This is a genomic window from Pseudothermotoga thermarum DSM 5069 (assembly GCF_000217815.1).
In the GTDB taxonomy this organism is placed as follows: Bacteria; Thermotogota; Thermotogae; order Thermotogales; family DSM-5069; genus Pseudothermotoga; species Pseudothermotoga thermarum.
Genome location: NC_015707.1, coordinates 551073 through 564839 on the forward strand (window position 1 = coordinate 551073; position 13767 = coordinate 564839).

Sequence of the window (13767 nt, forward strand, 5' to 3'; positions counted from 1 at the left end):
CGGGTAATGCCTTCAAAAAAGCGTTTAGAAGATCACGAACCGGCTTTGCCGGATTTAAGACCCCAAAGTCTAAGTGAATACATAGGCCAAGAGGAGATAAAAAAGAAACTGCAGATTGCGATAGCCGCTGCCAAGATCCGCAACGAACCTCTGGATCACATACTCTTGGCAGGTCCCCCTGGCCTTGGCAAAACAACTTTAGCTTTTGTGATAGCAAAAGAGATGGGAAAGAACATATACGTCACAAGTGGGCCAATTTTGGAAAGACAGGGAGACATAGCGGCTATACTTTCTGCTTTGGATTTTGGAGATATTTTGTTCATCGACGAAATTCACAGGATGAACAAAGCAGTTGAGGAAATATTCTACTCGGCGCTTGAAGATTACAAGATAGACATCATGGTTGGTAAAGGACCGACGGCAAGGTCGATCAGAGTTGGACTTAAGCCATTCACGTTGATAGGTGCAACAACCAGAAGCGGGCTTTTGAGTTCTCCACTGAGAAACAGATTTGGTATGATCTTGGAGTTCCAATTTTACTCTGAAAACGAACTTGTGGAAATCATAAAAAGGGCATGCGGTATCATGAAAATCAAAGTGGAAGACGATGCAGCGTATTTGATCGCAAAACGTTCAAGGGGAACTCCCAGAATAGCTTTAAGACTCCTTAAAAGAGCCAGAGACGTCATGACGATAAAGGGCAAAGACGTTTTAAGTAAAGATTTGGTTGAAAAAACAATGGACATCTTGGAAATCGATGAACTTGGCCTTGACGAGATGGATAGAAAGATATTGAAAACCATCATAGAAATTTACGATGGAGGACCTGTTGGTTTGGAAGTTTTGGCTTCAACTTTGAATGTGGAAGTTGATACTTTGAAAGAAGTTCACGAACCTTATCTTTTGCGTATGGGCTTGATTGCACGAACACTAAGAGGTAGAATCGCCACTCCTTTGGCTTACAAGCACTTTGGATATCCCTACAAACTAAGAGGGGGACTTTTCGATGAATCTTTTACAAAATCTAACGAAAGTCAAAGAGAGAATTGAGCAAGCTGCAAAAAGAGTTGGTAGGGATCCCTCGCAGATAACCTTGGTGGCGGTTACTAAGGAAGCTGAACCAGAACAAATTAAGACTCTTTTTGAACTTGGTGTTTTGAATTTTGCCGAAAATTACGCACAATCGTTGATAAAAAAGTACGAAATTGCAAAAGATGCAGTCTGGCATTTTATAGGAAGAATTCAAACCAACAAAGTTAAATACATCGTTCCAAGGTGTGAGTACATACATTCTGTTTGGAGACTGAACGAGATTGAGACTATAAACAAAGTCGCCGAAAAGCTTGGAAAAATTCAAAAAATATTGGTTGAAGTCAACGTTTCTCAAGAGGAAACAAAGGCTGGCATTACCTTGGAAGAAGCTCCAAAATTCGTGGAAACAGCTTTAAATTATCCAAACGTCAGTGTTGTTGGTTTGATGACGATGGCTCCTTTTACCGATGATGAGAATTTGATAAGATCGGTTTTTAGAAAGCTAAGAGAATTGAGGGACAAGTTGGTTGAACGTTTCCCGACGGTTCAGCATTTGTCCATGGGTATGACGAACGATTTTGAGATAGCCGTCGAAGAAGGTGCAACGATGGTTAGAATAGGAAGAGCTTTGTTCAAAGGCGAAGGAGTGTGAGAAGATGTTTGTGATTGCAAACTTTCTTTACGCAGTTGCAAGAGTTTTGCAGATATTCATCTACGTTGAAATTTCAGCGGTGATAATCTCGGCTCTTTTGAGTTGGATTACACCTTATCACTACTATCCTTTTAGAAATTTTGTCGATGCGCTTGCAAACATTGTCACGAAACCTTTAAGAAAAATCATCCCGCCAATCGGTCCTGTTGACATAACACCCATGATAGCGATTTTCATTTTGTCTTTCCTCGATTTGTTCTTGGTTCGCACTTTAATAGATCTGGCGGTGATGCTGCGTTGAGTGTCAAGGTAATGGTTGTTCATCGAGCAGACAAAGCTAAGGAAGCAAAATTGCTTGTAGATCAGTTAAACGGTCACGTTGAGGTAGTTCAAAAGTATGATTTGGAAAGTTTAAAACCAGGTTCTTACAACTGTGATTTTGTGATAGTTGTTGGTGGAGATGGAACAGTCTTAAAAACGGCGAAGATCGTTGACAAACCAGTGCTTGGCTTTAAAGCGGGAAGAATAGGATTTTTGGCAAGTTATACTTTGGATCAAGTTGAAGTTTTTTTAAGGGATTTGCACGAAGGGAAGCTTTTGGAGGAAAAAAGATGGATGCTGAAGGTAATTGGAAAAAATGGATCTTACAATGCCATCAACGATTTAGTTGTAATGGTTTCGTCGAAAAAGATGGCTGAGTTCAGATTGTCTTTCGATGGTTGTTCAGATTTGATATTCTTCTCAGATGGTATTTTGGCCTGTACTCCGACAGGTTCAACTGCTTACAACTTATCGCTTGGGGGAGCGATAGTCAGTCCAAATTGTGATGTTATTCAAATCATGCCAATAGCTCCGTACTTTTTGCAGAATCGAAGTATAATCGTTCCTACAAGTCAAAAAATTAAACTTTGGTCTCATGCTGTTTGCGATGTGATGATCGATGGTGTCATCGTTGAAAAAGGCAGTGAGGTTTTCTTCACAAAATCTGAAAAAGTTTTTTCGTTGCTCAGACCTGATTACTACGATTTCTTTGCCGTTTTGAAGAACAAAGTTGGTTACGGAAGGGGGATCACGGATTGAGGTGGTTGGCTGATGAAAGGGTTGAAACGATAAAGAAAGCACTCATGAAGATGGGTTGGTTCACCGAAAAAATGTTTCTGAAAACTTTGGAAGCTTTGCAAACAAAGGACATCAAATTGGCAAAGCAGGTGATCGAAGATGACAGCGTACTCGATGAAATGGAGATCGAAATGAGAAAAGAAATCATTTTGACGTTGGGAATACATCAATTTTCTGGACAAAATTTGAGATTTTTGGTTGGGGCAATACAGATTGCTAGTATTTTCGAAAGAATAGGCGACAACGCAAGAAGAATGGCACAATTAACGATGAATCTTTTGAAAGATCAGCCTATCAAATCCTTTCCCGGTGTTGTTAAAATGGGTGATCTGGCAGCTTTGATGTTGAAAGATAGTCTTAGGATTTTGGCTGATTTAGTTGTTGAAGGAGCTTTTGAAGTTTGCGAGAAAGACGCGGAGATCGACGAGCTTTATTCTGAGATTTACAACGAACTCGTTGAAGATTCGAAGAACTTCAAGGATAACTTGGAAAGAAATCTGATATTCCTTGAGCTTTGTCAACATGTTGAAGAAATTGCCGATCTTACAGCCAACATAGTTGAAACGGTTCTTTACGTGGTCACAGGACAAGCTTACAAGTGTTTCAAAGACCAAATGAAGCTTTTTGAAAGAAGCGAAGGTGTCCTGTTTGAAACTTCTGATTAAGTACCTTTCAAAACTTTCGCTTGGACCTATTCTTATAGGTTTAGCTGGTTTTGTGATTTTTGTAAGCGTTGAGATACTCTATCAACTATCGGATTTGATAGTTAGAAATCGTGTAAGCTTTTTCGTTTTGATGAGAATTCTGTACTATTATTTTCCTTACTTTGTTTCCATGGGAATCCCGGTTGGAATTTTGCTCGCCATCTTTTGGGTTTTATCTCAACTTTCTTCGACCCATGAGATCATCGCTTTGCAAGTTCATGGGATAAGCTTAAAGGTCTTGATAGTGCCTTTTTTAATCATCGCAGCGATTTTAAGCTTTGCAACCTATTTGCTTGTGGACAGTATTGTTCCATCTTACAACTACAAAGCAGATCAGGTGATCTCAAGGTATGTTTACAGAAAGCCTGAGCTGTTCATAAGCGAAAACGTTATAACAAAGGTTGACGAGAATCAATACCTTTACGTGAAAAGGTATGACAGACAGAACGGGATTCTTGAAAACATCGTTTTGTTCAGAAATGAACCAGCGGAAGAAGAGATCGTAACGGCAAAGAAGGTTTACAAGGAAAAGGACAAATGGTACATGCAAGATGGCAGAATTTACAGAGTCGACAAAGAGGGAATGTTGAGATTCGATGTCAAGTTTGAAAAGTTAGAACTCGATATAAAGCAAGATGTTGAAACCATCATGCGTGTAGGTAAAACTCCAAAAAGCATGAAAGGAAGCGAGCTTAAGGATAGAATCAAAACTCTTGAAAAACTTGGTATAGATCCTGCTCCTTGGGTGGTGGAACTCCACAGCCGTTATTCAACCTCCCTTGGTCCTTTGATAATAGTTCTTGTCGGTATACCAACTTCTTTGATGTTCAACTTGAAAAGTAAGTCTTGGGGAGCCATTTTGACTTTTGTCATAATCGTTCTTTACCAAGGTTCTGGTGCCTGGATCAGCGCGATGGGTAAAGAAAGGTTGCTTAACCCAATACTTTCAGCTTGGCTTCCAAACATTTTCTTTTCAGCTGTGGGTTTAGTTTTATTCTTAATTCTCGATACACGGATAAGTTACTTTGTGAGGGAAAAACTCTCAAGATTTTTTGCCATAGCAATCTTTTGCTTTTTACTTTCGTTCTCTTCGGTTGTTTTCCCCAAGACAAACCTTGCTGTTACTTCAAATCACGTTGAATATTTTGGCAAAACCTTGGTTTTTTCAGGTGAAGTGAAAGTCATTTACCAGGACGTAGAAATTACTTGTCAAGAACTGATTTTGAACATAAATGAATCCGGAAATGTTGATAAATTGTTTGCAAAAGGAGATGTGAAGTACATCAAGAAGGATACCTTGATTCGCTCTCAAAGTCTTCTTTACGTATTTTCTGAAGAATCTGTGAAAATGCTTTCAATTTATGGAAAAACAGTGTACGAAGAGGAAGGAAAAAAACACGTGGTTTACTTTGGTTCACCGGCTTTGGATGGAGAAAAAGGTCAGTACTTGTTGAAAAGAGCTTTTTTGACCACGTGCGAGCTTGAAAAACCACACTATAGATTGCAAGCTGTTGATGTGGAAATAAAAGAAAACGAATATCTTGTTGCCTACAACGCAATACTTTACATATTGAGCATTCCAACAATCTATATTCCCGTGTACTTTCAATCGCTCAAAGAAGGACCAGATCCATTCGCGGTAATGTTTGGTTTTGAAAAAGACAAGGGGTTGAATTTGGAAACATCTTACAACATGCAGATGAAAGATGGAAGAATTAGGGCAACAGTTGGATGGCGCAAGTTGTTCGTTGAACCTTTGAATTATTCAAAACTTGAATTGGAAAAGGAATTTTCAAATGCAAAGTGGACTTTGAGTTACCAGATTGAGGAAAGACAGCTGCTGCCGCCAAGTTATTCTTTGAACAACGTTGTATCCTTTGAAGATCGTTTAAACAGTTCTATTCGGGTTTATCTGACGAACGATAGAAATTATTTTGAATACAAAATAAACCCAATTCCAGGCTTTGTAGGTTACATCAGTCGTCTCAAATACCTGGACAGAACAACTTGGTATTTGCCAAGTCTTTCTGTTAGAAACCTTCAATACAAAGCGGATAATCTAGTTTTTAAAGTTGGATCTTTGTCACATCAAAGTACTGTCAGCTACATCTCAGGTTCGCTGTTTGACCATTTGAGTGAAATTTCATCCACAGGCAGGTTCAACGCATCGTTTACTCTCACTTTGCCAAAGCCTTTGAGAAACCTTGAAACAGCTTTTGTTGGTTATTATTCAATTAAACAAACGGAATTTCAAAAGGGTAGTTACCTACAGGTTGATTCAAGGTTACCGTTCAGAACAGCAAAGGTTGCATCGAACTGGTTGGAATTTTCCGTGGACAACACCGTTTTTGCGGGGTTTAGAATGGCTTACGATGATTTCGATTACAGGATATCACAACTTTTCAATCCTAAGTTAACATTCAAACCACTTGGATTTTTCTCGTTTTCAACTGGTTTTGAAAGGCTTGGTGTCTTTGCTTCCGACGATTATCGTTACTTTTCCAACTCCCAGGAAAGGGCCAAAATAACTTTCAACGCAAAGTTAAATGTTCCAACAACTTTGTTCGACGCTTCAACTAGTTACGATTTGATTTCTCAGCTTTGGGATGATCTTGTGTTGAAAAGTAGCAGCGTTTTCAGAGTTGGCCCTGTCAATTTAACAACCTTCACGACGACGATTTACAAAATCGAGGCTGGATACTTTGAAAGGACCGATTACAACATCGAATTGACTTATTTGACTTTGCGTCATACAACGGAATTTTCTTACTATTACAACAAAAACGTTCCTGTCGATATGATCAAAAACACTTTGAGAATTACAGGTAGAGAATTTTATCAACTTAAGCAGCCCGACATCAGAGTGTCTTACACAGTTGGTTTACAACCGCTGGTGCTTCTTTTAATCGATGGTAGAGGAAGGTTCAAAGTAAATGAAACCTCACATGAATTTTCATTTCTTTACGTTGCCGGATCTGGCGCTCTCAACCTTTCCTACAAACTTTCGGAAATGGATCCTTCGATAAGCCTTGCTTTGGATGCAAAGTTAAGGCCATTTTCCATCAAAAGCTTGGGATTAAAGGTGGAAAAAGACCTACATTGTTGGGGGTTGATCTTCGAAGGAAAGTTTGCGATTGATCCAAGTTTTTCCGTTCAAAAGCTTTCTTTGACCTTCTTCATAAAAGAATTTCCAAAGAAAAGTTTTACAGTTGACCTATACACAGGTGAGTTTGATTTGAACGTTTTCTGATATAAACTTTTCTGGAGGTAGGAGGATGGAACAGTTGACGTATCTGAACGACTTGGACGAGGAGCAAAAGCGAGCGGTTTTGGAATCTACAGGTAGATCCATCGTCATAGCTGGACCTGGTTCTGGAAAAACCAAGGTGATCACTTATAAATTGCTTCATCTTTTGAAAACGGGCGTAAAACCGTCTCAAATACTTCTTGTTACTTTCACTAGGGCAGCTGCGAATGAAATGATAGAACGCGCAAGGATGTTGACTGGAACAGACCTTGATGAAATAACCGCTGGTACTTTTCACCACGTTTGCAACCTTTTGCTTAGAAAATACGCTCCAAAGGTTGGACTTCTTCCAAATTTCACCATACTTGACGAGGAAGATTCCGCAAGTTTGATAAAACACGTTAGAACTAATGTTCTAGAAAGGCATGGTTTAAAGAAAAGCTTTCCCACTCACAACGTTTTACAAAAAATTTTCTCTTACAGCGCAAACACCATGACAAGTTTAAAAGAAGCGATTTTGAAGATAGAACCAAAGTTTGCACAGCATGAAAGCATAATTGAGGAAATTTATCGAGAATATTCACTGGAAAAACGAAGTCAAAACTGCGTGGACTACGATGACCTTTTAACCTTTGCTGTTCAATTGCTTGAAAGTGATCACAACGTTTTGATGAAGGAAGCTTCCAAATACGTATGGGTTTTGGTCGACGAGTTTCAGGATACAAACATACTGCAGTTAAAGCTTATAGAAATGCTTTCTTCTGTACATGGTAACGTTATGGTTGTGGCAGACGATGCACAAAGCATCTATTCTTTCCGTGGAGCTAGATTTGAAAACGTCAGCGATTTTATGAAGGTGAAAGGCACGAAGTTGTTCAAAATACAGACCAATTACAGGAGCTCCGAAAGCATAGTAAAGTTCATCAACGTTATGATTCCAGGCAAAGCGGTACCAAAGGTTTTAAAGTCCGTAAAGCCAAACGGTGTGAAACCGAAGTTGGTGTACGTGAGCGATCCACAGCAAGAGGCAGTCTTTGTCACAAGGGAAGTTCTCAAATTGATTGAATTTGGCTTTGAACCATCTCAGATTGCAGTTCTTTACAGAAGTCACTCCCATTCGTTGGATCTTCAAATTGAGCTTGCGAAGCACAGGATAGATTTTAGAATTCTTTCCGGCTTGAAGTTCACCGAAACAGCCCATGTGAAAGACGTTCTTGCGTTCTTAAGGATCCTGCAAAATCCAAAAGAAAAGATCTCTTGGATAAGGATAGCAAAGCTTTTTCCAGGAATCGGTACCAAAACTGCTTCGAAGTTGGCTGACTTTGCCGCGGTTTGCCCTGAAACTGATCCTGTGAAAATCCTTGAAAAGTTGGGGGAAGGAAAAGAGGCAATTTGGCAGATGAAAGAACTTTTTGAACTGATGCAGCGGCAAAGCAGGATCGACGCCATGATAAGCGTTTTAAACGAGCGCTTTTACAGCGATTATCTTTTGAACAATTATCCAGATCATTTTGAAAGACAACAGGATATCAACCGCTTGATGGAAATTGCTAGTAGGTACAGCTCCCTTGAAAGGTTTCTCACCGATTTGACTGTTAGCAGTGATGTAAACGATGAAACAAAACCAAAAAACGTTTTAACCTTGACGACTGTTCATCAGGCAAAAGGCTTGGAATGGGATGTGGTTTTCGTTCTGAGCGTTAACCCCGGTGATTTTCCAAGTTATTATGCGATTGTGGACAACAACATCGACGAAGAAGAAAGGATTTTCTACGTTGCCATCACAAGGGCCAAACAGCATTTGTACATAATAAAGCATGGGGTCAACAGATATTCTTCGATTTACTGGTTGAGATCGGTGGATTTTGCTCAAAGAATACCGAAAAAACTGGTTGAAGAAATTTACTTTGAGGGTTAGAGGTGAAAGAGTGCTTGTAAGCTTTTCTGGAAGAAAGCTTTTGTTCTTTGAACAGTTCAACGTGAATTTCTCCGATAAGCTCAACGTTTTGACCGGTGAGACGGGTGCTGGAAAGTCTGTTCTTATCAGAGCGCTTCAAGCACTTTTTGGGAAAAAAGTGGATTTGCCGGCATCTGAAGGTTGTGAGTTAGAAGCTTTGTTTGTGGTGCCGGAGGAGCAAATGGAAAAGGTGAAGGACTTTGGAATAGAAAGTGAAGAAATCGTTGTGTCTTTAACGGTTGGAAAAAGATGGATATACCGTTTGAATGGAAAATTGGTACCACAGAATTTTGTTGAGCAGCTTTTCGAAGATCTTGTACAATTTCACCAACAGAATTCTCAAACTGGGATTTTAAAAAAGCAAAATCAGCTTCTTTTGCTGGATAGATTTCACGATGAGGAAGAACTGGTCAAAGAATACTCTTCTGTTTATAAATCCATCAAGGATTTTGAAAAATTCCTAAACCAGCATGATGAGCAAAAACTTTTGGAAAAACTTGAAGAATTAAAGGTGAAAATCCATCTTATAGAAAAAGTCAACCCTTCCATCGTGGAAGAGGCAAGCCTTAGAGAAAGGTACGATAGGCTGATGAAACAAAAAGAAGTTGTTGAACTGCTCAACGAAATAGTTGAAATAGTTGAAGATGATAAAGAATTTGGTTTTCAAAGACTTTTGAAAATATTGCAAAAGATTGAAAGATCAAAGCTTCCAGTGCCAAGTGAGCTGGTTAACCTTCTTGACGATGTTGTCCAAAAATCTTTCGAAATAGCCCGAGTAAGCAGAAAGATACTCGATGAATTTGAGTTAGAAGACGTTGAAAAATTGGAAGAAAGAATCTGGCTTTACAACGAATTGAAGAGAAAATTTGGACCAACTGTGGAAGACGTTTTGGAGAACTACAAAAGGCTTCTAAATGAGTATCAAAGCATTGAAGAAAACTTGAACAAACTCAAAACCGCAAAAGAGCAACTTCAAAAATTGAAAACAAAGGCATTGCAGATTGCAGAAAGATTGCATGAAAAACGTGTTGAAGCGGCAAGGCAACTGGAATCGATAGTTCAAAACCACATGAAGGATTTGGCCTTGAACTATGGTTTTGTAATTTCGGTGGAAAAACAGTCGCAACTTGGACCGCATGGTTTAGACGATGTTGAAATGAAGTTAAAATCTCACGATGGGGAGCTTTTGGGACTTAAAAACGTTTTGTCAGGAGGAGAGTTGTCCAGGCTGATGCTTTCCATAGAGCTTGCATGTGCGTCGAAGTCCTTTACTGACGTTTTGGTTTTTGATGAGGTGGACGCAGGAATAGGTGGTTTAACGGGGAATGTTCTTGGAATGAAGCTAAAACAGGTTTCCAAAAACTATCAAACGATAGTTGTGACGCATCTCCCACAGATTGCAAGGCTTGCCGACACGCACATCTTGGTGGAAAGATTGGCCCAGGATAAAATGAGGTTGAAGGTTTTAAGCGAAGATGAAAGAAACCAAGAGATAATCAGAATGATCGGTGGATTGGAAGTTCTTCAAGGAAAAGATCGCCCAAGTTGAAGGAGCGATTTTTCATGAAACTGCTTTTGAAAAATGCTTACCTTTTGAAAGACCCTTTCAGTCAAATTCAAAAGACCAATTTGTTGATACAAGATGGAAAGATATCAAAAATTGGAGAAATTCAGGAGGATGCGGATCAAGTCTACGATCTTTCTGGAAAACTTGTAATGCCTGGTTTGGTGAACTGTCATACACACGCCGCAATGACTTTGATGCGTGGTATTGCCGAAGACATGAATCTTGAAGATTGGCTTAACAAAAAAATCTTTCCGATAGAAGCAAAGTTAACGGCTGAACATGTTTACTATGGAACAATGATTGCGCAGATGGAGATGGCAAGAAAAGGCATCGTGGCTTACGTAGACATGTACTTTCACTGCGATTCCGTTGCCCAAGCAGCAGTTGATTTTGGAATGAAAGCTCTCATCACCCGTGGACTTGTGGATATAGACGGTGATGGAGAAAGAAGATTAAAAGAAAACATCCTTTTTTTTGAAAAATGGAACGGCAAAGATGGTTTGATCGAAGTTGGTTTTGGACCGCATGCTCCATACACTTGTTCTTTGAAGTACATCGACAAAGTGGCATATGTTGCGCAACAACTGAATGCACCAGTTACGATTCATTTGTACGAATCAAGAAGTGAAACTTACCAGTTGGAGGATATTCTTTCCACAAACTTGGCAAACTGCAAAGTCATCTTCGCTCACTGCGTTCATCTGAAGGATGAATACATTCCTCTTCTTGCCAAGGAAAACTTTTTTGTAGCGCACAATCCAACGAGTAACTTAAAACTTGGAAATGGAATTGCCCCAATCAAAAAACTCCTTGATCACGGTGTACAAGTTTGTCTTGGAACCGATGGAGCAGCAAGCAACAACACGCTGGATATTTTGCACGAAATGCGGCTTGCCACTTTGCTTCAAAAAATGAACGATCCATCAAACATAACGGTGGAGCAAGCTTTGTGCATGGCAACGATCTTTGGGGCAAAAGCCAGCGGGTTGACCTCTGGTAAACTCCAAGTCGGAGAAGATGCCGACTTAATAGTGCTTGACGTTCAAAGACCATGGTTTTTGCCGTTTGAAAATATGAAAGCTCACCTTGTTCATTCTGCAAGCTCGCTGGATGTTTTCGCCACAATGGTCAAAGGAAAGTGGATTTACTACGATGGAAATTATCCAACCGTGCAGATCAAGGAGATAATAGAAGGATTTGAAAATTCAGTGAGGGATTTGACGCAAAATAATGTATAAATGTATAATCAATCGTGAGGTGAACTGATGGAAGTGAAACTTAAAGGAACGAAATTGGAAAGTTTGATAAACCTATTTTCGTTGCTTAACGTCGGTGAGTACAAAAGTTTTGTTCTACACAGCCTTCATGTGGCGAAAATTTCTTCGCAAATTGTCGATAGATTGATGAAGGAGATTGACACAGATGTAGTTTACATATTGGGTTTGTTTCACGATATTGGTTTGGTTTTCAAGGCTTCATTGGAAAACTACGAATTGTTCGAAGACATGTTTCCAAAAATAGCGGATCTTGAAAGAATCGTCTTGACATTTGATAAGGCTAATCAGCACTCAAAGATTTCATATGGATGTGTTCAAAGATTTCCGTTTCTGAGTAACAACGAAATCGTTAAATCGGCGCTTTATCATCATGTTCCGATTGATAAAATACCAGAAAGTGAGAAAATAGCGTTGGTGTCCAACGCTATGTTGGCAGCAGATGTACTTTCGAGGTTGTTTTTGAAGCGCCAGATTGAATTTCCAGATGAAGAGTTTCTGAAAGAATCCATGGATTTTCTTGACAAAAGCCCAGCGCTGCATCCAGAGGTAAGTCGCGTTTTGAAAGAAATTTTGAAAGACCCAAGCGTTTTAAGTCAATTGTTTGACGATGAAAGTCATTTTTGCTCTAAGAAAGACTTGTACATCGATGATGTTTTGCACTTTGCAGCGATTTTTTCGGCTTTACTTGATTTTCGTAGCCCATATACAAGAAGTCACACTTTCTTGGTGGACTACGTGGTCGAGAAACTCGCTTGTGAGATTTTTAAGGGCGAATTCGATGTGAATTTTCTAAAAGTTGTTGCATTATTTCACGATATTGGTAAGATAAAGATTCCACTTCAAATACTTCACAAGCATGGCAGGCTCAACGAATACGAAATGGCTGTAATGAAAACACACGTTGTGGAAACAAAATTGATGCTCACGAAAGCTTCGCTCGAAAAATACGCCGATCTTGCTGGTTCACACCACGAGAGGCTTGATGGGTCTGGTTATCCATTGAAACTCACTGAAAAGCAGCTGTCCATTTATTCGAGGATACTTCAGGTTGCGGACGTTTTTGCGGCGTTAACCGAGAAAAGACCTTACAGAGATGCACTTGAGCCTAAGGAAGCCATTGAAGTTGTGCGCGAAGAAGTTGAATCAGGCAAACTTGATGACTATGTTTTTGAAAAACTCGAGCAGCTTGTGAAAAACAACCTTGAATTACCTACTCAAAGAAATATCATGGAAAATTTGCTCGGTGTTGAAAGTGTCGATCAAATAGTTGTTGTGGACGCCAACTTGGTGGTGTGATACATTTGTTGAGATACAACAAACTGAGCGATCATCTGAAAAAGCGATACGGTGCGAAAGTTCACAGGCTTGTCATAGATGCTGGATTTACCTGTCCAAACAGGGAAAGGAATAGTCCGTGCATTTTTTGTGATCCAACTGGGAGTGGGTTCAACGCCTTACATGGTTTGCCCATTAGAGAGCAGGTTATCCGCCAACGTGAATGGGCAAGGAAAAAATATGGTGCGGAGAAATTCATAGCTTACTTTCAGGCTTTCACCAACACGTACGCTCCTGTTGAGGTTCTAAGGGAAAGGTATTCCGAGGCTTTGATAGACGATACAATAGTCGAACTTGATGTTTCAACAAGACCAGATTGCGTACCTGAAGAGGTTCTTGAACTTCTTGAAAGCTTTAAATCCAAAGTCAACGTGACTGTGGAATTTGGAATTCAAACGATAAATTCCAGAACTTTGAGAATTTTACGTAGAGGGCACGGTGTTGCTGAATTCATAGACGCGGTTTTGAGGTCAAAAAGGCATAACCTTGAGGTCGTCGCACATGTAATTGTCGATTTGCCATGGGATGATTTAGAAGATGTCGTCGATACTGCAAGAACTTTGTCTGCCTTGAAAGTGGACGGAGTGAAGATGCATTCTCTTTACGTTGTTAAGGATACTCCTTTGGAAGAAATGATCAAAGAAGGTACGGTGAAACTTCTAAGCTTTGAGGAGTATTTGGAAAGAGTTATAGCTTTTATAGAGAACCTATCAACTGAAATTGTCATTCACAGACTTGTTTCAGATCCACCAATCGGAATGACAGTGTTTGCAAATTGGGGTAAGAACAAAAGCGAGATCGTTTCTGTGATAGAAAAAGAATTGGAAAAACGCGACACGTGGCAAGGGAAAAAATGGGATGCATAAAAGGAGGTATG

11 protein-coding genes are annotated in these 13767 nt (G+C 39.7%); all 11 read left to right on the forward strand.

Going from position 1 to position 13767, the window contains the following annotated elements:
• Nucleotides 1-6 precede the first annotated feature (6 nt).
• Genes ruvB through THETH_RS02825 form a run of 11 tightly spaced genes read left to right on the forward strand, consistent with a single transcriptional unit; the run spans nucleotide 7 to nucleotide 13756 of the window.
• Nucleotides 7-1050 (forward strand): Holliday junction branch migration DNA helicase RuvB, encoded by a 1044-nt coding sequence (gene ruvB, locus THETH_RS02775; protein WP_013931863.1) that lies wholly within the window; start codon nucleotides 7-9, stop codon nucleotides 1048-1050.
• Nucleotides 1007-1684, forward strand: coding sequence for a YggS family pyridoxal phosphate-dependent enzyme (locus tag THETH_RS02780; RefSeq protein ID WP_013931864.1), 678 nt, complete (start codon nucleotides 1007-1009; stop codon nucleotides 1682-1684). The genes ruvB and THETH_RS02780 overlap by 44 nt, the downstream gene beginning before the upstream one ends.
• Nucleotides 1685-1688: 4 nt before the next feature.
• The gene (locus THETH_RS02785) at nucleotides 1689-1985 is read left to right on the forward strand and encodes a YggT family protein (protein WP_013931865.1); all 297 of its coding nucleotides are present in this window, start codon (nucleotides 1689-1691) and stop codon (nucleotides 1983-1985) included.
• Nucleotides 1982-2764: an NAD(+) kinase gene (locus tag THETH_RS02790; RefSeq protein ID WP_013931866.1), complete on the forward strand. Its 783-nt coding sequence runs from the start codon at nucleotides 1982-1984 to the stop codon at nucleotides 2762-2764. Before THETH_RS02785 ends, THETH_RS02790 begins: the two co-directional genes overlap by 4 nt.
• Nucleotides 2761-3468, forward strand: coding sequence for a phosphate signaling complex protein PhoU (gene phoU / locus THETH_RS02795; RefSeq protein WP_013931867.1), 708 nt, complete (start codon nucleotides 2761-2763; stop codon nucleotides 3466-3468). Before THETH_RS02790 ends, phoU begins: the two co-directional genes overlap by 4 nt.
• Nucleotides 3443-6757, forward strand: coding sequence for an LptF/LptG family permease (locus THETH_RS02800; protein WP_245530537.1), 3315 nt, complete (start codon nucleotides 3443-3445; stop codon nucleotides 6755-6757). The genes phoU and THETH_RS02800 overlap by 26 nt, the downstream gene beginning before the upstream one ends.
• Before the next feature lie 25 nt (nucleotides 6758-6782).
• The gene (locus tag THETH_RS02805; RefSeq protein WP_013931869.1) at nucleotides 6783-8672 is read left to right on the forward strand and encodes an ATP-dependent helicase; all 1890 of its coding nucleotides are present in this window, start codon (nucleotides 6783-6785) and stop codon (nucleotides 8670-8672) included.
• 10 nt (nucleotides 8673-8682) lie between these two features.
• Nucleotides 8683-10260, forward strand: coding sequence for an AAA family ATPase (locus THETH_RS02810; protein WP_013931870.1), 1578 nt, complete (start codon nucleotides 8683-8685; stop codon nucleotides 10258-10260).
• A 14-nt stretch (nucleotides 10261-10274) separates the two neighbouring features.
• On the forward strand, nucleotides 10275-11516 hold the full coding sequence (locus THETH_RS02815) for an amidohydrolase (RefSeq protein ID WP_013931871.1): 1242 nt from the start codon (nucleotides 10275-10277) through the stop codon (nucleotides 11514-11516).
• 27 nt (nucleotides 11517-11543) lie between these two features.
• Nucleotides 11544-12851 (forward strand): HD domain-containing phosphohydrolase, encoded by a 1308-nt coding sequence (locus THETH_RS02820; RefSeq protein ID WP_013931872.1) that lies wholly within the window; start codon nucleotides 11544-11546, stop codon nucleotides 12849-12851.
• The gene (locus THETH_RS02825) at nucleotides 12848-13756 is read left to right on the forward strand and encodes a TIGR01212 family radical SAM protein (RefSeq protein ID WP_245530539.1); all 909 of its coding nucleotides are present in this window, start codon (nucleotides 12848-12850) and stop codon (nucleotides 13754-13756) included. Before THETH_RS02820 ends, THETH_RS02825 begins: the two co-directional genes overlap by 4 nt.
• Nucleotides 13757-13767 lie beyond the last annotated feature (11 nt).